Origin of the sequence: Aeromonas sp. R7-2, assembly GCF_040908105.1 — a bacterium.
Taxonomy (GTDB): Bacteria; Pseudomonadota; Gammaproteobacteria; order Enterobacterales; family Aeromonadaceae; genus Aeromonas; species Aeromonas caviae.
The window spans coordinates 148,935-168,983 of the sequence record NZ_JBFODC010000022.1; the positions used below are offsets into that span (position 1 = coordinate 148,935).

General features: G+C 62.1%; 17 protein-coding genes. 10 read left to right on the forward strand and 7 right to left on the reverse strand.

The features are described 5' to 3' along the window. Nucleotides 1-53 precede the first annotated feature (53 nt). Together AB5Y47_RS08000 and aat are read right to left on the reverse strand one after the other, a co-directional pair. A complete protein-coding gene (locus AB5Y47_RS08000) occupies nt 54-770 on the reverse strand; it encodes an arginyltransferase (RefSeq protein ID WP_045524744.1) in 717 nt (238 codons plus the stop codon). After that, a complete protein-coding gene (gene aat / locus AB5Y47_RS08005) occupies nt 767-1,474 on the reverse strand; it encodes a leucyl/phenylalanyl-tRNA--protein transferase (RefSeq protein ID WP_029314435.1) in 708 nt (235 codons plus the stop codon). Before aat ends, AB5Y47_RS08000 begins: the two co-directional genes overlap by 4 nt. 17 nt (nt 1,475-1,491) lie before the next feature. On the opposite strand from aat, the gene AB5Y47_RS08010 reads away from it, so the two are divergent. After that, nucleotides 1,492-1,962, forward strand: a complete 471-nt coding sequence (locus AB5Y47_RS08010) for a glycine zipper 2TM domain-containing protein (protein ID WP_041211363.1) — start codon at nt 1,492-1,494, stop codon at nt 1,960-1,962. 83 nt (nt 1,963-2,045) lie between these two features. Here the strand turns inward: AB5Y47_RS08010 and AB5Y47_RS08015 are convergent, their stop codons facing one another. The 3 genes from AB5Y47_RS08015 to ald all read right to left on the reverse strand — a co-directional run bounded on the left by AB5Y47_RS08015 (nt 2,046) and on the right by ald (nt 5,595). Next, nucleotides 2,046-3,287, reverse strand: a complete 1,242-nt coding sequence (locus tag AB5Y47_RS08015; protein ID WP_029314438.1) for a diguanylate cyclase — start codon at nt 3,285-3,287, stop codon at nt 2,046-2,048. 58 nt (nt 3,288-3,345) lie between these two features. Beyond that, on the reverse strand, nt 3,346-4,296 hold the full coding sequence (gene trxB, locus AB5Y47_RS08020; protein WP_010674516.1) for a thioredoxin-disulfide reductase: 951 nt from the start codon (nt 4,294-4,296) through the stop codon (nt 3,346-3,348). 183 nt (nt 4,297-4,479) lie between these two features. Then, complete coding sequence (gene ald, locus AB5Y47_RS08025) at nt 4,480-5,595, reverse strand: alanine dehydrogenase (RefSeq protein WP_010674517.1); 1,116 nt, start codon at nt 5,593-5,595, stop codon at nt 4,480-4,482. A gap of 150 nt (nt 5,596-5,745) precedes the next feature. Here ald and lrp point away from each other — a divergent pair, with 150 nt between their 5' ends. The 7 genes from lrp (at nt 5,746) to purF (ending at nt 14,805) form a co-directional block, all read left to right on the forward strand. Further along, a complete protein-coding gene (gene lrp, locus AB5Y47_RS08030; protein ID WP_005300047.1) occupies nt 5,746-6,237 on the forward strand; it encodes a leucine-responsive transcriptional regulator Lrp in 492 nt (163 codons plus the stop codon). Between the two features lie 190 nt (nt 6,238-6,427). Beyond that, complete coding sequence (locus tag AB5Y47_RS08035) at nt 6,428-8,932, forward strand: DNA translocase FtsK 4TM domain-containing protein (RefSeq protein WP_368220114.1); 2,505 nt, start codon at nt 6,428-6,430, stop codon at nt 8,930-8,932. A 77-nt stretch (nt 8,933-9,009) separates the two neighbouring features. Next, nucleotides 9,010-9,618 carry an outer membrane lipoprotein chaperone LolA gene (lolA, locus tag AB5Y47_RS08040; protein ID WP_368220115.1) on the forward strand — a complete coding sequence of 203 codons (609 nt, stop codon included), beginning with the start codon at nt 9,010-9,012 and terminating at the stop codon, nt 9,616-9,618. A 67-nt stretch (nt 9,619-9,685) separates the two neighbouring features. After that, on the forward strand, nt 9,686-11,023 hold the full coding sequence (locus tag AB5Y47_RS08045) for a replication-associated recombination protein A (protein ID WP_041211365.1): 1,338 nt from the start codon (nt 9,686-9,688) through the stop codon (nt 11,021-11,023). A gap of 280 nt (nt 11,024-11,303) precedes the next feature. Next, nucleotides 11,304-12,599 carry a serine--tRNA ligase gene (gene serS, locus AB5Y47_RS08050; RefSeq protein ID WP_039039009.1) on the forward strand — a complete coding sequence of 432 codons (1,296 nt, stop codon included), beginning with the start codon at nt 11,304-11,306 and terminating at the stop codon, nt 12,597-12,599. Nucleotides 12,600-12,774: 175 nt separating this feature from the next. Further along, nucleotides 12,775-13,266: a CvpA family protein gene (locus AB5Y47_RS08055; protein WP_010674522.1), complete on the forward strand. Its 492-nt coding sequence runs from the start codon at nt 12,775-12,777 to the stop codon at nt 13,264-13,266. An 18-nt stretch (nt 13,267-13,284) separates the two neighbouring features. Continuing rightward, complete coding sequence (gene purF / locus AB5Y47_RS08060) at nt 13,285-14,805, forward strand: amidophosphoribosyltransferase (protein ID WP_041215287.1); 1,521 nt, start codon at nt 13,285-13,287, stop codon at nt 14,803-14,805. 89 nt (nt 14,806-14,894) lie between these two features. On the opposite strand, the gene AB5Y47_RS08065 is transcribed toward purF, so the two are convergent. Together AB5Y47_RS08065 and ascF are read right to left on the reverse strand one after the other, a co-directional pair. Further along, nucleotides 14,895-16,325: a 6-phospho-beta-glucosidase gene (locus AB5Y47_RS08065; RefSeq protein WP_368220116.1), complete on the reverse strand. Its 1,431-nt coding sequence runs from the start codon at nt 16,323-16,325 to the stop codon at nt 14,895-14,897. A 31-nt stretch (nt 16,326-16,356) separates the two neighbouring features. Continuing rightward, nucleotides 16,357-17,811 (reverse strand): PTS cellobiose/arbutin/salicin transporter subunit IIBC, encoded by a 1,455-nt coding sequence (gene ascF / locus AB5Y47_RS08070; protein WP_368220117.1) that lies wholly within the window; start codon nt 17,809-17,811, stop codon nt 16,357-16,359. Nucleotides 17,812-18,063: 252 nt separating this feature from the next. Between ascF and AB5Y47_RS08075 the strand changes: the two genes are divergently transcribed. Together AB5Y47_RS08075 and miaE are read left to right on the forward strand one after the other, a co-directional pair. Next, complete coding sequence (locus AB5Y47_RS08075) at nt 18,064-19,074, forward strand: LacI family DNA-binding transcriptional regulator (protein ID WP_103243232.1); 1,011 nt, start codon at nt 18,064-18,066, stop codon at nt 19,072-19,074. 93 nt (nt 19,075-19,167) lie between these two features. Next, nucleotides 19,168-19,926 (forward strand): tRNA-(ms[2]io[6]A)-hydroxylase, encoded by a 759-nt coding sequence (gene miaE / locus AB5Y47_RS08080; RefSeq protein ID WP_042016277.1) that lies wholly within the window; start codon nt 19,168-19,170, stop codon nt 19,924-19,926. Nucleotides 19,927-20,049: the final 123 nt, after the last annotated feature.

The window sequence follows — 20,049 nt, forward strand, 5'->3', positions numbered from 1 at the left end:
AGCCACAACAAAAAACCGCTGGATCATGCCGGATTTAAGGCTATGTGTAAAGTTTACTCGGGCTTGGTGTCGATTTTTTTCCATTCGCCCTGTACCAGCAGCTCATGGGGCAGGTATTGGCGCTTGTAATTCATCTTGCGGCACTCCTCCACCAGATACCCCAGATAGAGCCACTGACGACCGGTACGTCTGGCCAGTTCCAACTGGCTCAGGATGGCGAAGGTGCCGAGCGACCGGTCGGCATAGTCGGGGTCGAAGAAGGTGTACATGGCGCTCAGAGAGTGGGGAAGCAGATCCGTGGTGGCCACGCCGATGAGGCGTCCCTCCTTGCGCATCTCCAGATAGAGGGGGGGCATCCAGTCACAGTGCAGGAATCCCTTGTATTGGGTCCGGCTCGGTGGATACATGCTGCCATCCCTATGGCGCTCACGGATATAGCGTTCATAGAGCTGGTAATACTCGGGCTTGTCGTCATAGCTCAGCACGAGCTCGAGATCCCGGTTCAACTGGCGGATGCGCTTCTGCCCACGGCTCGGGATGAAGCGTTCACTGTGTATGCGCAAGGATTGGCAGGCGCTGCAGGCGGGGCAGTGAGGACGATAGATGTCGTTGCCACTGCGCCGGAATCCTGCCGTCAGCAGCCGTTCGTACCCGGCGGCGTTGAGCAGTTCATGGTCCATCAGGACCAGCAACTGCTCCTGCTCGTGACCGAGGTAGCTGCACGGGTGCCTGGGGGTCAGCCCGACCTTGAGGATCACTTCTTCACTCATAGGCTGATTCTCCTCGGTTGCCAGCATCCCTCTTGCAACGGTTGCCGGGTCAGGGTGGCCAGGGTGGTCAGAAAGCGCTGCCTTGGCCACTCCTGAACGCCCAGCGTGGCCAGAAAGTCGTTTTGCATCTGGCAGTCGATGAGGGCACCGCCGTGCCCTGCAAAGTGGCGACAGAGGGCCACCATGGCCAGTTTGGCGCCATTGTCGATGCGGCTGAACATGGATTCACCACAAAAGAGTCGGCCCAGGGAGAGGCCATAGAGACCTGCCTGCAACTGATCATCCTGCCAGATCTCGATGGAGTGGGCATGACCGAGGCGATGAAGGCGCCGATAGGCGTCGATCATGGGGGCACTTATCCAGGTGCCGCTGGCGGTGCGACGGGGGGCGGCGCAGGCTGCAATGACGTCATCAAAGGCGCGATTGATGTAAATCTCGAAGGGGGTGCGGCGCAAACACTTCTGCAGGCTGCGGCCGATGTGGAGTTCCTCGGGCACGATGACTCCCCTGGGATCCGGTGACCACCACAGCAGTGGCTGATGGGGTTCATTCCATGGAAAGATCCCGCTGTGGTAAGCTGCCAGCAATCGAGTGGGGGAGAGATCTCCCCCAATCGCGAGCAGCCCGTTGGGCTCTTCCAGCGCATGGCTGGGGGAGGGAAACCAGCACAGCTCATCATCCAGTTCGGTAAGATAGCGAGACATAAGGCAGAGGTTCATAGATGAAGGCCATTATCCTGATAGTATCCAGCTTGCTTGGCTTTGTCACGGCACCGGCCTGGAGTGCGGTGTATGAACGCAACACGGCGCGTCCGGTGGAGCAGGTGGTCTTCGGCCAGGTGGATGCGGTGCGCAACATCACCCAGCGCCAGATGGTGGAATCAGAGCATTCCGGCTGGAAAACGCTGGGAGGGGCCGTGCTTGGCGGGCTGCTCGGCAACCAGTTTGGCGGTGGGCACGGGCGGGAGATTGCCACTGCGGTCGGGGCACTGGCGGGAGCGGCGGCGGTGCAGCAGTTTCAGTCAGGGGGCAGCGTGGTGGAGAACAAGCTGGTGGAGCTGCTGATCCGCAACGAGCAGAACGGGCTCATCAACGTGATCCAAGATTACGATCCGGCCATGGTCTTTGCGCAGGGCGACAAGGTGCGCATCCTCTATTTCAGCGATGGGGTGCGAGTCGATAAGACCTATTGAACGGTGAAGAAGGGATTGACCCGGCGGCCGCCACACAAGGGGCGCCGGGCGGTACTACACGGAGTGCCTCTGCTGATGCTTGCTCAGACGTCCTGACAGACTATCTTGTCTCGCCCGGTATTCTTTGCCTGATACAACTGGCGATCTGCCTCGCTCAGCGCCTCGTCCATGGAGAGCCGCCCGACATTGATGACGCCGAAACTGGCGCGTACAAAGAGCGATATCTCCCGCGACAGCGGTTGCTGACGCATTTGCAGACGAAGCCCTTCCAGTCGCTTGAGCAGCACGGGAACGGGGCAGTGTGGCACCATCAGGGCAAATTCTTCACCACCGAATCGGGCTATCATGGCATCCGGGAAGAACTGGGTGAGCAGCCTGGCCAGATGACAGAGCAGCTGATCGCCGATGGCGTGCCCCCAGTGATCATTGACCTGCTTGAAGTGATCCACGTCGAGCACGCACAGGGAGAGCTGCGCCTGATGGCGCTGATGCTCCTCGAACCACTTTTGACCCTCGTTGAACCAGTAGCGTCTGTTGTAAAGCCCGGTCAGGTAGTCTCGGTTGGCCGATTCCTGGATATTGTTGAACTGCTCAAGGGCCTCCAGGTTGTGGCTGACCCGGCACTGCAGCTCCTCGGGTTCAAAGGGCTGATTGAGAAAATCATTCGCCCCTTGCTTGAGGTAGCGTGCCGAGAGGCCGTGTTTGTCCGACACCGAGATGCCGATGATGGCGAGCTGCTGCTTGCTGTAGCGCTCGCGCAGCATTCGCACCAGGCTGATGCCGTCGATCTCCGGCATGTAGTAGTCCACCAGCATCAGGCGAATGGCGGGGTGCTGCTCGAGCTGCGCCAGCGCATCGCGGGCTGAATTGGCCTCGTGCACCTGCAACAACTGCTTGCGCAACTGGGCCGCGGTGCGGTGACGGGAGGTGCGTGAATCGTCGACCACCAAGACTTCGATGGCCTGGTTGAGGTAGAGGCGGTGCACCAGACCGACGGCATATTGCAGGGAGTGACGTGAATCCTTCATCACATAGTCCAGCACCCCGGCCTCCAGCCAGGCTTCCCGCTTCTCTTCGCTGATGTCGGCCGTCAGGATCACCACCGGCAGCCCACGCTCCCTCAGCACGTTGACAGCCTCTCCGCCGGGGGCGTCCGGCAGGGTGAGATCCACCAGGGCGACCACATAATCTTCCCCATGGCAATCGCGAGCCCCTTCAAGAGTATCGAAGGCGTCGATTTCCAGCCCGGTCTGCTGCGCAATGGCCTGGGTCAGCATGCGGCGTACCGTCAGGCTGTCTTCCACTATCATTATTTTTCGTTTCATCCTGCTCCTTGCAATAAAAAAGGGCATGCCAACTGGCATGCCCTTTATATCCTTCTGATTATTGTGCGTCCAGATATCGCTCTGCATCGAGGGCGGCCATGCAGCCGGTTCCTGCGGAGGTGATCGCCTGGCGGTAGACGTGGTCGGCCACGTCGCCAGCGGCGAATACGCCCGGAATGCTGGTCTGGGTTGCGAACCCTTCCAGTCCGCCACGCACCTTCAGATAGCCGTTTTCCATCGCCAGCTGCCCTTCGAAAATCTGGGTGTTGGGCTGGTGACCGATGGCGATGAAGACCCCCATCAGCGGCAGCTCGGAGGTGGTGTCATCCCGGGTGCTGCGCAGGCGCACACCGGTGACGCCCATGTCGTCACCCAGTACTTCGTCCAGGGTCTGATGGGTATGCAGGACGATATTGCCGCTCTCGACCTTGTCGTTGAGGCGCTTGATCAGGATCTTCTCGGCGCGGAACTCGTCGCGGCGATGAATGAGGTGCACCTTCTTGGCGATGTTGGCCAGATAGAGTGCCTCTTCCACGGCGGTGTTGCCGCCGCCGACCACGGCGACTTCCTGATTGCGGTAGAAGAAGCCGTCACAGGTGGCGCAGGCGGAGACGCCGCGGCCCTTGAAGGCCTCTTCGGAGGGCAGACCCAGGTATTTGGCGGAGGCGCCGGTGGCGAGGATCAGCGCATCGCAGGTGTATTCCCCGTTGTCGCCCTTGAGGCGGAAGGGACGCTCGGTCAGCGTCACTTCATTGATGTGATCAAAGAGGATGCGGGTATCGAACTTCTCTGCATGCTCTTTCATGCGCTCCATCAGGGCCGGGCCGGTCAGCCCTTCCGCGTCCCCTGGCCAGTTTTCCACTTCGGTGGTGGTGGTCAGCTGACCACCTTGCTGCATGCCGGTGATGAGCAGGGGATTGAGGTTGGCGCGAGCGGCATAGACGGCCGCAGTGTAACCTGCCGGACCGGATCCCAGGATCAGCAGTTTGCTGTGAGTGACTTGGCTCATGATGTGATTTCCGAGACGTGATGAGTTTGCGCGATTGTAGGTAATTCGTGATCCGTGGTCAAAGGCCAGCGCATCGATTGGGGCAATCGCCAACAAGAGGGGTGAGCCGGGGATGGCAGGCATAAAAAAACCGCCCATCGCGGGCGGATTTTCACTCATCTACCTCCCTTTGCAGGGACGCGATCAGTTCAGCAGGGTCAGGGGATCCGTGTAAGCCAGGTTGTGGGCCACGGCAACCTCCTTGCAGGTGATTTTGCCCGCCATCACGTTCAGGCCGTGCAACAGGTGGGGATCGGCGAGCAGAGCGTTGCGATAGCCCTGTTCGGCCAGCTTGATGATGAAGGGGAGGGTGGCGTTGTTCAGGGCCACGGTGGAGGTCCGTGCCACGGCCCCCGGCATGTTGGCCACGCAGTAGTGCACCACCTCGTCGACGATGAAGGTGGGATCTTCATGGGTGGTGGCATGGGAGGTCTCGACACAGCCGCCCTGGTCGATGGCCACGTCCACGATGGCCGCACCGGGTTTCATGCGAGCAATGTGGTCACGGCTGACAAGTTTTGGCGCAGTGGCGCCAGGCACCAGCACGCCGCCGATGACCAGGTCCGCCGCCAGCAGATGGCGCTCCAGGGTCTCGCGGTTGGAGTAGACCACCTTGGCAGCCCCCTGGAACTCGCTGTCGAGACGGCGCAGGGTATCGACGTTGTTGTCGAGGATGGTGACGTCGGCACGCAGGCCGACGGCCATGCGGGCTGCGTTGGAGCCCACCACACCACCACCGATGATCACCACCTTGGCCGGTTCTACACCGGGCACACCACCGAGCAGCACGCCGCTGCCGCCACGGGATTTCTCCAGTGCCTGGGCACCGGCCTGAATAGACATGCGTCCGGCCACTTCCGACATGGGGGCCAGCAGGGGCAGACCGCCACGACCGTCTGTGACGGTTTCATAGGCGATGCAGACGGCACCACTGTCGATGAGATCCTGGGTCTGGGCCAGGTCCGGCGCCAGATGCAGATAGGTAAAGAGGGTCTGGCCGGGACGCAGCATGGCCCGTTCCACTGCCTGGGGTTCCTTGACCTTGACGATCATCTCCGCCTTGGCGAAAACTTCGGCAGCGGAGGCCAGGATCTCGGCTCCGGCAGCCAGATAATCTGCGTCACTGAACCCAATGCCATTTCCTGCGCCGCTTTGGACGAAAACAGTATGGTTTCGTGCTGTCAGTTCACGTACACTGGCCGGAACCATGCCTACGCGATATTCATGGTTTTTTATTTCCTTAGGTACACCGATAATCATGCTATCCCTCGTCTATCGATTGGTGGTTTATGTTGCCTAGATGTTAAGCGACATTTGCGCCTAGTATATTCAGGTATTGACAGGATTTGTGACCATTATTATAAAATGACTGGTGATTCTTACCAAAAAATAGCCAAAGGATGGAATTAAATGATGGAAGCTAAGAGTCGGCTAAAGGATTTGGACAGGATTGACCGCAACATTCTGAATGAACTGCAAAAGGATGGCAGGATTTCGAACGTTGAGTTGTCCAAACGAGTTGGCCTGAGTCCCACACCGTGTCTGGAACGGGTTCGTCGCCTGGAGCGACAAGGGTATATCGAAGGATATGCCGCCATTCTGAACCCTCATTATCTGGACGCGTCTCTGCTGGTGTTCGTGGAAATTACCCTCAATCGTGGCGCCCCCGATGTGTTCGAGCAGTTCAACAAGGCTGTTCAGGTGCTCGAAGAGATCCAGGAATGTCATCTGGTGTCCGGTGATTTCGACTATCTGCTCAAGACCCGCGTCAGCGACATGTCCGCTTACCGCCGCCTGCTGGGTGAAACCCTGCTACGTCTGCCGGGCGTCAACGACACCCGCACCTACGTGGTGATGGAAGAGGTCAAACAGAGCAGTCGTCTGGTGATCAGCACCCGATAAGCGGGGTTGTGCTGTGACTTGCAAGTTCCATGACGAGTCACGATAGTCAGAAACGAGCGGCCGGTCCGCTCGTTTCTTCTTATAGAGAGTTTTCAGGCCCGCCCTCAGGCACTGGCTGACAATCGGTGGGCTTTTCAGGGATACTAGGCCCCCTATCCCCGCATTCATGTTTTCACAAAGGAGCCGGAGTTTGGCCGATAAAAAGCTGTTTACTCCTTTATCAGGTACACAACGGATCTTCGAGGCCGTCTTGATCGCCATCACCCTGATGGCTGCCTATCTTTTGCTTGCCCTGCTGACCTACCATCCCGCCGATCCCGGCTGGTCGCAAACCTCCTGGCAAGGGGAGGTGAAAAACCTCGCGGGCAGCGCCGGTGCCTGGCTCGCCGACATCACCATGTTTACCTTCGGGGCCTTCTCCTATCTAGTGCCCCCTCTGGTGGTGCTGCTTGGCTGGAGCCTGTTCTGGCGCCCGAGCAAGCTGCTGGAAGTGGATTACCTCACCCTGTCGGTACGGATCATCGGCTTCGTACTGACGGTGCTCGGCATGTCCGCCATCGCCAGCATGAACTTCAACGACTTGCAGAACTTTTCCGCCGGCGGCCTGGTGGGGGATGTGATCGCCTCCGCCGTGGTGCCGCTCTTTGGCGGCGTGGGGGCCAACCTGATGCTGCTCTGCTTCGTGGCGACCGGCATCACCCTCTTTACCGGCTGGTCCTGGCTCACCATTGTCGAGCGCATCGGTGCCGCCTGCACCGGCTCTGTCAGCGCCATCTACCATTTCCCCACCACCCTGGGCCGCTGGCTCACCGGTGGCTGGCGCCAGCCCCGCTATGAGGGGCCGGATCCCCTGCTGGAAGGGGGCGTAGGCAGCTTCGATCAGGAAGAGGATGACGAAGACCCCCACGGCAGCTGGACACGCAACCCCAAGGCGAAGAATCGCGCTCAAAAGACAAAAGCTGACGAATGGCTGCCGGAGCTTGACGAAGACACCTTCCAGTTCGATCCGCAGTTTGACGACGAAGAGGACGAGGCTCCGGCGCCTGCCGCCAAGGGCAAGCGTGTGGCCAATGGCCGTCCGCGTCCCGCCGTGCGCCAGGAAGAAGATGACCTCGACTTGCCCTGGGCGGAGGGGGATGACGAACCCGATGCTCCCGTTGCCGCTGCGCCGGTGAAAGCCAAGCGACGTCCCCAGCCCGGTCTGGCCCCTTTGCCGAGCATCGATCTGCTGGACAGACCGCCCGCCAAGACCCAGATGATGAGCAAGGACGAGCTGGAGCGCATGGGCCGGCTGGTGGAGGCGAAGCTCGCCGATTACAACGTGCAGGCCAAGGTGGTGGGCGTCTATCCCGGTCCCGTCATTACCCGCTTCGAACTGGACCTGGCGCCGGGCATGAAGGCGAGCAAGATCACCAATCTTTCCCGGGATCTCGCCCGTTCTCTCTCTGCCAGCAGCGTGCGGGTGGTGGAAGTGATCCCGGGCAAGACGTTCGTCGGGATCGAGCTGCCCAACCGGGTACGCCAGACCGTCTACCTGCGGGAAACCCTCGACTGCGAGGCGTTCGCGACCAGCCGCAATCCGCTCACCATGGGGCTGGGTCAGGACATCGCGGGGGAACCCGTGGTGGTGAACCTCGCCAAGATGCCTCACCTGCTGGTGGCCGGTACCACGGGCTCGGGCAAGTCGGTGGGGGTGAACACCATGATCATCTCCATGCTCTACAAATCCTCCCCCGAGGATCTGCGCTTCATCATGATCGACCCCAAGATGCTGGAGCTCTCGGTCTATGAAGGCATTCCGCATCTGCTGACCGAGGTGGTCACCGACATGAAGGATGCCGCCAACGCCCTGCGCTGGTGCGTAGGCGAGATGGAGCGTCGTTACAAGCTGATGTCCGCGGTCGGGGTGCGCAACCTCAAGGGGTACAACGACAAGGTGCTGGCCGCCATCGAGGCGGGGGATCCCCTGGTCGACCCCCTGTGGCGTCCGGGCGACTCCATGGATCAGATGCCGCCGGAGCTGGAAAAACTGCCCCACATCGTGGTGGTGGTGGACGAGTTCGCCGACATGATGATGATCGTCGGCAAGAAGGTGGAGGAGCTTATCGCCCGTATCGCCCAGAAGGCGCGGGCGGCTGGTATTCACCTTATCCTCGCGACCCAGCGTCCGTCGGTGGATGTCATTACCGGCCTCATCAAGGCCAACATCCCGACCCGTATCTCCTTCCAGGTGTCGAGCAAGATCGATTCGCGCACCATCCTGGACCAGGGGGGCGCCGAATCCCTGCTCGGCATGGGTGACATGCTCTACATGCCTGCCGGCACCTCCAACCCCACCCGTGTCCACGGTGCCTTCGTCGATGACCACGAGGTACACAAGGTGGTGGCGGACTGGAAACTGCGTGGCGAGCCGGATTACATCGACGAGATCCTCTCCGGCGAGTCGGACGGCGAGGGCGGCGGTGGCGACTTCGGCGGGGGCGGCGATGAAGAGCTCGATCCCCTGTTCGACGAGGCGGTGGCCTTCGTGGTGGAATCCCGCCGTGGCTCCACCTCCAGCGTCCAGCGCAAGTTCAAGATCGGTTACAACCGGGCGGCCCGTCTCATCGAGCAGATGGAAAACCAGGGCATCGTCAGCGCCCCGGGCGGCAACGGCCAGCGCGACGTGCTGGCACCGCCGCCGGTTCGTGACTAAGCCTAACTCCTGTATCATTCTGGCCATGCCCTCTGCGGGCGTGGCCTTTTATCGAGAACCTCCCTATGAAGAGCCTGATGAAAAAACAACTGTTGATGGGTTCCATTCTGCTGGTCGCCAGCAGCCAGGTGTGGGCCGATGCGGCCAGCGATCTCAAGGAGAAGCTCTCCTCCGTCAATGTCTTCTTCGCGACGTTTGCCCAGACCGTTTATGACAGCAAGGGCAAGGAGCTGCAAAAGGCGAGCGGCTCCCTGCTGGTGCAGCGACCCAACCGCTTCAACTGGCACACTACCTCCCCGGACGAGAGTCTGATCGTGGCCGATGGCAAGGATGTGTGGGTGTACGACCCCTTCGTCGAGCAGGTCACCGCCCTCAAGATGAAGGATGCGGTGCTCAACACCCCCTTCGTGCTCATCGCGGGCAACGACAACAGCCTCTGGAAGAACTATGACGTGACCCAGGAAGGGGATGTCTACACCGTCACCAGCCGCAACAAGGACGAGCTGATCGCCTCCTTTCGCATCACCTTCGACCGTCAGAACAACATCAGTCGCTTCGACGTGAAAGAGGCCCAGGGCCAGTGGAGCGAGTTCACCCTGAGCAGCTTCAACCGCAAGCCGGTGCTCAAGGGCAACGAATTTGTCTTCAAGATCCCGAAGGGGGTCGAGTTGGACGACCAGCGCTGATGAGCCAGCCGTTACCGGCGTTATCGTCTGACCGGGTGTTGTTTATGACCGATCAGATGCAAGGTCAATGCAGATGAGCAATTTATCCCTGGATTTCTCCTCGGACTTTCGTCCGCTTGCGGCCCGGATGCGGCCGCAAACCCTCGAGCAGTACATCGGCCAGCAGCATATCCTGGGGCCGGACAAGCCCCTGCGAAAAGCGATCCTGGCGGGGCACTGCCACTCCATGATCCTCTGGGGGCCCCCCGGCACCGGCAAGACCACACTGGCAGAACTGGTTGCCCACTACTGCCAGGCGGAGGTGGAGCGGCTCTCGGCGGTCACCTCCGGCATCAAGGAGATCCGCGCGGCCCTCGACAAGGCGAAGGAGAACGGCTGGCGCGGGGTGCGCACCATCCTGTTCGTGGATGAAGTCCACCGCTTCAACAAGAGCCAGCAGGATGTCTTCCTGCCCCACATCGAAGACGGCACCATCACCTTCATCGGCGCCACCACCGAGAACCCCTCGTTCGAGCTCAACAATGCGCTGCTCTCCCGGGCCCGGGTCTATCTGCTCAAGAGGCTGGAGGAGCAGGACATCCTCGCCATGATCGATCAGGCGATGCAGGACCCGCGCGGGCTCAATGACCCTAGCCTGCGCTTTGCCCCCGGGGCCAAGGAGGCGCTGGCGAAAGCCGTGGACGGGGACGGGCGCAAGTCTCTGAACTACCTGGAGCTCCTGGCCGACATGGCCGAGGCCGACAGCTCAGGGGCGCGGGTGATCGACAGTACCCTGCTCGCCGCCGTGGTGGGAGAGCACGTGGCCCGTTTCGACAAGGGCGGCGATCACTTCTACGACCTCATCTCGGCGGTGCACAAGTCCATTCGCGGCTCGGCGCCGGATGCGGCCCTCTACTGGTATGCCCGCATGGTGAGCGCCGGCTGCGATCCCCTCTACATCGCCCGCCGCTTGCTGGCCATTGCCTCGGAAGACGTGGGCAACGCCGATCCCCGTGCCATGCAGGTGGCGCTCTCGGCCTGGGACTGCTTCCATCGCATCGGCCCGGCGGAAGGGGAGCGGGCCATCGCCCAGGCCATCGTCTACCTCGCCTGCGCCCCCAAGAGCAATGCGGTCTACACCGCCTGGAAGGCGGCGCTTCATGACGCCAAGAACCTGCCGGACTTCGAGGTGCCGCCGCACCTTCGCAATGCCCCTACCAAGCTCATGAGCGAGCTGGGCTACGGCGCCGAGTATCGCTACGCCCACGACGAGCCGGGGGCCTATGCCGCCGGCGAGCAGTACTTCCCCCCGGAGCTTGCCGGCAAGCAGTACTATCAGCCCACCGAGCGGGGGCTTGAGAAGCAGATAGCCCAGAAGCTCGACTATCTGCACGAGCTGGACAAGCAGAGTCCGCGCAAGCGATAGGAAAGACCTTCAAGCCCCTCGCCGGGAAAGCGCACGGCAAGGGCATCAGGGGAGGGGGGCCCGGCAAAAACGGGCGCAATAGTCCCTGTTCGGGCGGGGGGGCGGTCTGCTACACTGCCCGTCTGACCCCGGTTGTCTTGGCCTTGCACCATCTTCTTGATTTCGAAGGCCCGATTCCGAAGGCAAAGGGGTGCGCCAACCGATGTTAACTTCCGGATCTGTTTCCCAACCCGGTCACGATGACCCGGGCCCAGATCCCATTAAAAAAAGTAGGTAAACCATGCTGGATCCCAAATATCTGCGCAGCGACATCACCGAAGCTGCCGCTCGTCTGGCGACACGTGGCTACGTTCTGGACGTAGCGGCGGTCAATGTTCTGGAAGAGAAACGCAAGGATCTGCAGTCCCGCACCCAGGAGCTGCAGGCCGAGCGCAACGCCCGCTCCAAGTCCATCGGTGAGGCTGCCCGTCGTGGTGAAGATGTTGCCCCCCTCAAGGCCGAGGTGACCAAGATCAACGACGAGCTCGAGACCAGCAAGGTCGAGCTGGAGGCCCTGCTGGCCCAGCTCAAGGGGATCGCCGACGCCATCCCCAACCTGCCGAGCGAGACCACCCCGGTGGGCCGTGACGAGAACGACAACGTGGAGGTCCGCCGCTGGGGTACCCCGCGTGAGTTCGATTTCCCGGTGCGCGATCACATCGATCTGGGTGAGGCGGCCAAGGGGGTCGACTTCAAGAACGGCGTCAAGCTCTCCGGCGCCCGTTTCGTGGTGATGAAGGGCCAGATTGCCCGTCTGCACCGCGCCCTGGCCCAGTTCATGCTGGACCTGCACACCCTGCAGCACGGCTACACCGAGTGCTACGTGCCCTATCTGGTCAACCCGGACAGCCTGTACGGCACCGGCCAGCTGCCCAAGTTCTCCCAGGACCTCTTCAATACCGGCATCGAAGGGGAAGGGGAAGACGAAGGCAAGGTGCGCAAGTTCTCCCTCATCCCGACCTCCGAAGTGCCGCTCACCAACATGGCCCGTGACGAGATCTTCGACGAGCAGGAGCTGCCCATCAAGATGACCGCCCACAGCCCCTGCTTCCGCTCCGAAGCGGGCTCCTACGGTCGTGATACCCGTGGCCTCATCCGCATGCACCAGTTCGACAAGGTCGAGATGGTGCAACTGGTGCACCCGGAAAAATCCTGGGATGCCCTGGAAGAGATGGTGGGTCACGCCGAGAAGGTGCTGCAACTGCTGGAGCTGCCGTATCGCGTGATGGCGCTTTCCACCGGTGACATGGGCTTCTGCGCCGCCAAGACCTACGATCTGGAAGTGTGGCTGCCGGCCCAGAACACCTATCGCGAGATCTCCTCCGTCTCCAACTGCACCGACTTCCAGGCGCGCCGCATGCAGGCTCGCGTGCGCATCGACGGCAAGCCGCAGCTCATTCACACCCTGAATGGTTCCGGTCTGGCAGTGGGTCGTACCTTGGTGGCCGTGCTCGAGAACTACCAGCAGGCAGATGGCCGCATCGCCATCCCGGCTGCGCTGCAATCCTACATGGGCGGCCTGACCCACATCGGGTAAGCGCTCGTTGCAGACGACAACGCCATGGCATGCCATGGCGTTGTGCATTCTGGGCCCGGGAAACCCGCTGCAAGGGGAAGGGATAGCTCCCTTCGGGCCTGTAACACAATTTTATCAAGCATTGCGCAATCGTTTTTGTTAGACTGCGCCGCAATTTCGCAGGACATCTTTTTCTATGGTCTGGATTGATTACGCCATCATCGGCATCGTCGGTTTCTCCGCCCTCATCAGCCTGGTGCGCGGCTTTCTCAAGGAGGCCATGTCTCTGGTCACCTGGTTCGTCGCCTTTTTCATTGCCAGCCATTTCTATCCCGATCTCGCCGTCTATTTCACCTCTTTTTCCGATGCCATGGTTCGCAACGGTCTGGCCATCGCCGCCCTGTTCGTGGCGACCCTGATCCTCGGCAGCGTGGTGAACTACGTGGTGGGCCTGCTGGTGGAAAAGACCGGGCTTTCCGGCACCGACAGGGTGCTCGGGGTCTGTTTTGGCGCCATTCGCGGGGTGCTGATCGTCAGCGCCCTGCTGTTTTTCATGGATACCTTCACCAGCCTCTCCCAGAGCGACTGGTGGGTGGCGTCCAGGCTGGTGCCGGAGTTCAAGCCGGTGATCCAGTGGTTTTTCGGGTTCATGATGAACTCGTCCAGTTTTCTTCAACAGGTACAGTGACTTCGAGGTAGCAAAGACATGTGCGGTATTGTCGGTATAGTTGGCACCACCCCCGTCAATCAGGCCCTCTACGACGCCTTGACGGTGTTGCAGCACAGGGGACAGGATGCCGCCGGGATCGTGACCATTGACAGTGGAAACTTCCGGCAACGCAAGGCCAACGGTCTGGTGAAGGATGTGTTTGAAGTGCGCCACATGCAGCGCCTGAAAGGGAATATCGGCATCGGACACGTCCGTTATCCCACCGCAGGCAGCTCCAGTGCGGCAGAAGCGCAGCCGTTTTACGTGAACTCCCCCTACGGCATGGTGCTGGCCCACAACGGCAACCTCACCAACGCCAAGGAGCTCAAGGAGCAGCAGTTCAAGGTGGCCCGCCGCCACATCAACACCACCTCGGACTCCGAAGTGCTGCTGAACGTGCTGGCCCATGAGCTGGACTTGTGCGACAAGATGGCGCTGCGCCCGGAAGATATCTTCTCGGCGGTGCGCAAGGTGCACCAGCAGATCCGCGGTGCCTATGCAGTGGTCTCTCTGGTGATCGGCCACGGCCTCATCGGGTTCCGTGACCCGAACGGCATTCGCCCGCTGATCCTGGGTCGCCGGGTCGACGAGCAGGGGCAGGTGGAGTACATGCTCGCCTCCGAGAGCGTGGCCCTCGACGCCATCGGCTTCGAGACGGTGCGTGACGTCGCCCCGGGCGAGGCCATCTACATCACCGAGCAGGGCCAGCTCTTCTCCGAGCAGTGTGCGGAAAGCCCGCAGATGAACCCCTGCATCTTCGAATACGTCTACTTCGCCCGTCCCGACTCTTTCATCGACAAGGTCTCCGTCTATGCCGCCCGCCTCAACATGGGTCGCAAGCTGGGCCAGAAGATCGCACGGGAGTGGGACGATCTCGACGTGGACGTGGTCATCCCCATCCCCGAGACCTCCTGCGACGTGGCGCTGGAAATCGCCCACACCCTGGGCCTGCCGTACCGTCAGGGCTTCGTGAAGAACCGCTACATCGGCCGTACCTTCATCATGCCGGGCCAGACCCAGCGCAAGAAGTCGGTGCGCCGCAAGCTCAACGCCATCAGCTCCGAATTCAAGGGCAAGAAGGTGTTGCTGGTGGACGACTCCATCGTGCGGGGCACTACCTCCGAGCAGATCATCCAGATGGCCCGTGAAGCGGGGGCCGCCAAGGTCTACTTCGCCTCGGCCGCGCCGGAAATTCGCTTCCCCAACGTCTACGGCATCGACATGCCCACCGCCAACGAGCTCATTGCCCATGGCCGTGAAGTGGAAGAGGTGTGCAAGCTTATCGGTGCTGACGGCCTCATCTTCCAGGATCTGGAAGATCTGGAAGAGGCGGTGCGGGAGATCAACCCCGAGCTGCGCCACTTCGAGACCTCGGTCTTCAACGGTCACTATGTGACCTCCGACGTGGATCAGGGTTATCTGGACCACCTCAATGCCCTGCGCAGCGACGACAACAAGGCCGTGCGCGAGTGGCAGGAAGGGACCAGCAACCTCGAGATCTTCAACGAAGGCAGTTAAACGTTTTCAGATTGCCAGCGTGATGAGCAACAGGGGGGCCTCGGCCCCCCTGTTGCATGGATGCGCCTTGCGGCGAAACTGAGAGGGGCTCAGGCCAGATCCTCCCCGTTGCTCGCGATCACCTTCTTGTACCACCAGAACGACGTCTTGCGCCGGCGGGCCAGGGTGCCATGGCCGGCGTCGTCCCGGTCCACGTGGACGAAGCCATAACGCTTGCTCATCTCGCCGGTGGAGGCGGAGACGAGATCGATGCAGCCCCAGCTGGTGTACCCCATCAGGGGCACGCCGTCCTCGATGGCGTCCCCCATGGCCTCGATGTGGGCGCGCAGGTAGTCGATGCGGTAGTCGTCCTCTATCTCCCCTTGCTCGTTCACTTCGTCCACTGCACCCAAGCCGTTTTCCACCAGGAAGAGGGGCTTCTGGTAGCGATCGTGCAAGGTGTTGAGGGTGATGCGAAGGCCCAGGGGGTCGATGCCCCAGCCCCACTCGCTCACCTCGATGTGGGGATTGCGCAGGGACTTGACCACGTTGGCCTCGCTGGTGTTGCCCGCATTCATGTCGGCTGCGGCGCAGCGGGAGGCGTAGTAGCTGAAGGAGACGAAATCCACGGTGTGCCTGAGGATCTCGTCATCTTCCGGCTCCTTCACCAGGGTGATCCCCTTGTCACGAAACACCCTCTGTGCATAGGCTGGATAGGCGCCCCTGGCCTGCACGTCGATGAAGAGGAGGTTCTCCCGATCTTTCTGGAGGGCGGTCCAGACGTCGGCGGGCTTGCAGGAGTAGGGGTAGAAGTTGCCCCCCGCCAGCATGCAGCCCACCTGGTTGGCCGGGTTCACCTCGTGGGCGATCCGGGTCGCCAGGGCGCTGGCCACCAGCTCGTGGTGGGCGGCCTGATACTTCACCTGATCCTGGTGCTCCCCTTCCTCGAACACCAGCCCCGCCCCGGAGAAGGGGCTGTGCAGCAGGATGTTGATCTCGTTGAAGGTGAGCCAGTACTTCACCAGGCCGTCGAACTGCTCGAAGCAGGTGCGGGCGTAGCGGGTGAAAAACTCCACCATCTGGCGGTTGCGCCAGGAGCCGTACTCGGTCACCAGGTGCATGGGCACATCGAAGTGGCACAGGGTCACCAGGGGCTCGATGTTGTACTTTCTGCACTCCTCGAACACCGCACGGTAGAAGGCGATGCCCTCGGCATTGGGCTCGCGCTCGTCCCCCCTGGGGTAGAGACGGGCCCAGGCGATGGAGGTGCGAAACACGGTGAAGCCCATCTCGGCCATCAGGGCGATGTCCTCCCGATAGCGGTGATAGAAGTCGATGGCCCCGTGGCTTGGGTAGAACTCGTCATCTTGCAGGGTGATGCGCTTTTCCTGGCCGAGTTTGACCGCCATGCGGCGCGGGCCGTGGGGGATCATGTCCACCGTGGTCAGCCCCTTGCCCCCCTCGAGATAGCCGCCCTCCGCCTGATTGGCGGCCAGGGCACCGCCCCAGAGAAAGCCCTCGGGAAATCTTGTTAACGACATTGGTTACCTCTTGTCATGTCTGAATGGGGTGTCACAGTCCGGCCTGCGCCTGGCTGGTGGCGACGGGTTGCACGGGCTCGGCGCGGGGGGCCGGGTTCTCGACCGGGATGTCCTCGAACCCCATCACCAGGGTCAGCACGAAGGAGAGCACCACCGAGAGGGCCATCACGCCGAACACCCAGGCGATGGTCATGGGGTTGGCCGGATCGAAGAACTGCACGCTGGTAAAGAGCCCGGGGGCGGCCATGGAGTGGCTGGCGAGCCCCGCCATGCCGGCGACGGCACCGCAGACAAAGCCGCTGATGAGGCTCGCGATGAGCGGACGCTTGAGGCGCAGGGCCACACCGTAGAGCGCGGGTTCGGAGATCCCCGCCATGATGGCGGAGGCGGCCGCCGCGAGCGCCGTCTGGCGAAGTTCCGGGTTTCGGGTGCGCCAGGCCACCGCCAGGGACGAGCCGCCAAGAGAGAGATTGGCGCCGATTTCGGAGGGCATCACCATGCCTTCCTTGCCGGTCTCGGCGATGGTCTGGATGATGGTCGGGGTGAAGACGCGGTGCATGCCGGTCATCACCAGCAGGGGCCAGAGCGCCCCCATGATGGCCACCGACAGCCAGCCCAGGTAGTCGTGGACCGTGTAGACCAGGCCGGAGATGGCGGTGCCAATCCAGATGCCGACGGGGCCGATGAAGAGGATGGCCAGCGGCGCCGCGATCAGCACGATCAGCATGGGTTTGAGGAAGTTCTTGGTGACCGCCGGGGTGATGCGGTCGACCCAGCCCTCGATGTAGGAGAGGCACCAGGTCATCACCAGGGCCGGAATGACGGTGTAGGTGTATTTGACCGCGGTCACCGGGACCAGGGCGAAGGTCACCTGCTCCCCTTCGGCGGCTCTGGCCATCAGCTCGATGAAGCTGGGGTGCACAAGCACGCCTGCGATGGCGATGGCCAGGGACATGTTGGTCTTGAACTTGACGGCGGCGGAGGCGGCCACCATCAGGGGCAGGAAGAAGAAGGCCCCATCCCCGGCTACCGTGAGGATGGTGAGGGTCGAGGAGCCTTTCTCCAGCACGCCGGTCATCTCCAGCACCATGGCCAGCAGCTTGAGCATGGAGCCGCCGATGATGGCCGGGATGAGGGGGGACATGGTGCCAATCAGGGCGTCGAGGATAGCAGCGCCCATGCGGCGCAGGCTCCAGCCAGCGGAAGCCTCCGGAAGCGGAGTCTGCCCGCCGCCCTGGGGCAGCAGGGCCAGCACCTCGCGATAGGCGTGGGAGACGGTGTTGCCGATGATCACCTGACACTGGTTGTCCGCCTGCACCACCCCGAGCACGCCCGTGATGGCCTTGAGGGCAGGGCCATTGACCCGGGCGGGATCGCCGAGCACAAAGCGCAGCCGCGTCATGCAGTGGGTCACGGCGACGACGTTGTCGGCGCCGCCGAGTGCGGTGATGACGGTACCGGCCAGAGCCGCATAGTTTTTTGACATCGAGGTAGATCCTTTTCACCAAGTGGGCCTGCTCGCCCCGCCGCCGCGAAGGGCGGGAACGCGCATGAAACTGAATGTGGAACCGGTTCCACATAGAGTGCGCGGCCTGAGCGCGGGAGACAAGCACCTTGTGCAGCGAGCGTCCGGATCCGTGAATGGGATCACTGAACCCGGGCCAGCACACCATTCGTGCGACGACAAGCCGGGGGCGGTGCAGTACACTGCGCCCCGTTACGAGCAAGGGAGAACACAATGACGACGATGCTGGAGGTGGCAAGGCGGGCAGGGGTGTCGAAGGCGACGGTCTCCCGGGTGTTGTCGGGCAATGGTTACACCAGCCAGGAGACCCGGGACCGGGTGCAGCAGGCCATCGAGGAGTGCGGCTATCGCCCCAACCTGGTGGCGAGGCAGCTGGCGACCAGGCACACCCGGACCCTGGGACTGGTGGTCACCAACACCCTCTACCACGGCGTCTACTTCGGCGAGCTGCTCTCCCAGGTGGCGCGGATGACCGAGGATCGGGGGCGCCAGCTCATACTGGCGGACGGCAAGCACAGCGCCGACGAGGAGCGCCAGGCCATCCAGTATCTGCTCGATTCCCGTTGCGATGGCGTCATCATCTATCCGCGCTTTCTTGGGGTGGAGGAGATGGACGAGATCATCGAGCAGCATGAGCAGCCCATCATGGTGCTCAACCGGCGTCTGAGCCGCCATCCGGCCCACTGCGTCTATGCGGACCAGCAGGCGGCGGCGGAGGCGGTGGTGGACAAGCTGGTGGCCATGGGGCACAGGGAGATCGCCTTCATCGCAGGCTCTGCGGATTCCCCCACCGGCGCCGAGCGCCTGGCCGGCTACCGGCAGGCGCTGATCCGGCACGGCATCCCGGTGCAGGAGACCTTGATCGCCCCCGGCAAATGGACCCCCGCCTGTGGCGCGGCCGCCGTCTCGGCCCTGCTGGCGCGAGGCGCTCGCTTCAGCGCCCTGGTGGCCAGCAACGATGACATGGCGATCGGGGCCATCAAACGGCTGCACGAAGCCGGTGTGATGGTGCCTGACGAGGTCTCGGTGGTGGGGTTTGACGACATCCCCCTGGCCCCTTACGTCATTCCCGCGCTGTCGAGCGTCAAGATGCCGGTGAACGGGATGATCCAGGAGACCATCAACCGCCTGATCACCATGGTGGAGGAGGGGAGCCGGGACGCACTGCCCGCCTTCAGCGGCACCCTGATCCGCCGCGACTCCCTCAGGCGTCTGACGGGCTGAGCCATGATGGCGGTGGGCAGGCCGGGCGGGATCCGTTAGCATAGGCCCCCCGGCGCCAGGCGCCGCGTGTCGTATCAACAGATGAGAGTTCAGATGGATGACCTGTTAGCCCCCGTTCGCCAGTTCCTGCATTGCGAGACCCCGGATGAGTGGGTGGAAATGGCGCGGGATCCCGCCCAGTTGCCGACCCTGCTTATCGATCACGCCAACTGCGAGAACAAGGCGGCACTCACCGCCCACAGCTTGGTGCGCCGCTACTGCCTGCCCAAGGAGAAGCGTCACCTGCTGCCCAAGCTGACCTTCTACCGGGAGCTCGATGCCTTGCCGGAGAAGGCGGAGATCCTCGGCAAGCGCACCATGGGCGAATCAGACAGGAGCGTGTTTGCCGAGCTGGAGCGCAATCCCCTGCTGTTCCCCATGGTGCGCCTCATCCAGGAGGAGCTGCACCACTTCGAGCAGGTGCTGGAGATCATGGCCGCACGGGGCATCCCCTATGGTCCCGTCACCGCCTCCCGCTATGCCCGCAGCCTGCTGACCCATGTGCGCACCTACGAGCCGGCGGCCGTGGTGGACAAGATGATCATCGGTGCCTATATCGAAGCGCGATCCTGCGAGCGTTTTGCCAGGCTGGCCCCTCATCTGGACGAGGAGCTTGGCCGCTTCTATGTCTCCCTGCTGCGCTCGGAGGCGCGTCACTATCAGGACTACCTGGCCCTGGCACAGACGTTCGCAGACGAAGACATCAGCGAGCGGGTGGCCTTCTTCGGTCGCCTGGAGGCCGAACTCATCTGTTCGCCGGATCCGCAATTCCGGTTCCATAGCGGACTGCCTGTCAGATCTGACAGTTGTTGAGGTGACGGGGGCTGCCTACCATTCCCCTGTTCCTACTACGAGCGACGCAATCACTTTTTGAGCGCAATCCCCCGGCGACTGATGAGACATCAGGCCGGGTTTTTTTATGTCTGGCACAAGGGG

Bases quoted from the DNA above. Each gene is read 5' to 3' on its own strand.
- AB5Y47_RS08000 (WP_045524744.1), bottom strand. From the start codon at position 770: ATGAGTGAAGAAGTGATCCTCAAGGTCGGGCTGACCCCCAGGCACCCG.
- aat (WP_029314435.1), bottom strand. From the start codon at position 1,474: ATGTCTCGCTATCTTACCGAACTGGATGATGAGCTGTGCTGGTTTCCC.
- AB5Y47_RS08010 (WP_041211363.1), top strand. From the start codon at position 1,492: ATGAAGGCCATTATCCTGATAGTATCCAGCTTGCTTGGCTTTGTCACG.
- AB5Y47_RS08015 (WP_029314438.1), bottom strand. From the start codon at position 3,287: ATGAAACGAAAAATAATGATAGTGGAAGACAGCCTGACGGTACGCCGC.
- trxB (WP_010674516.1), bottom strand. From the start codon at position 4,296: ATGAGCCAAGTCACTCACAGCAAACTGCTGATCCTGGGATCCGGTCCG.
- ald (WP_010674517.1), bottom strand. From the start codon at position 5,595: ATGATTATCGGTGTACCTAAGGAAATAAAAAACCATGAATATCGCGTA.
- lrp (WP_005300047.1), top strand. From the start codon at position 5,746: ATGATGGAAGCTAAGAGTCGGCTAAAGGATTTGGACAGGATTGACCGC.
- lolA (WP_368220115.1), top strand. From the start codon at position 9,010: ATGAAAAAACAACTGTTGATGGGTTCCATTCTGCTGGTCGCCAGCAGC.
- AB5Y47_RS08045 (WP_041211365.1), top strand. From the start codon at position 9,686: ATGCAGATGAGCAATTTATCCCTGGATTTCTCCTCGGACTTTCGTCCG.
- serS (WP_039039009.1), top strand. From the start codon at position 11,304: ATGCTGGATCCCAAATATCTGCGCAGCGACATCACCGAAGCTGCCGCT.
- AB5Y47_RS08055 (WP_010674522.1), top strand. From the start codon at position 12,775: ATGGTCTGGATTGATTACGCCATCATCGGCATCGTCGGTTTCTCCGCC.
- purF (WP_041215287.1), top strand. From the start codon at position 13,285: ATGTGCGGTATTGTCGGTATAGTTGGCACCACCCCCGTCAATCAGGCC.
- AB5Y47_RS08065 (WP_368220116.1), bottom strand. From the start codon at position 16,325: ATGTCGTTAACAAGATTTCCCGAGGGCTTTCTCTGGGGCGGTGCCCTG.
- ascF (WP_368220117.1), bottom strand. From the start codon at position 17,811: ATGTCAAAAAACTATGCGGCTCTGGCCGGTACCGTCATCACCGCACTC.
- AB5Y47_RS08075 (WP_103243232.1), top strand. From the start codon at position 18,064: ATGACGACGATGCTGGAGGTGGCAAGGCGGGCAGGGGTGTCGAAGGCG.
- miaE (WP_042016277.1), top strand. From the start codon at position 19,168: ATGGATGACCTGTTAGCCCCCGTTCGCCAGTTCCTGCATTGCGAGACC.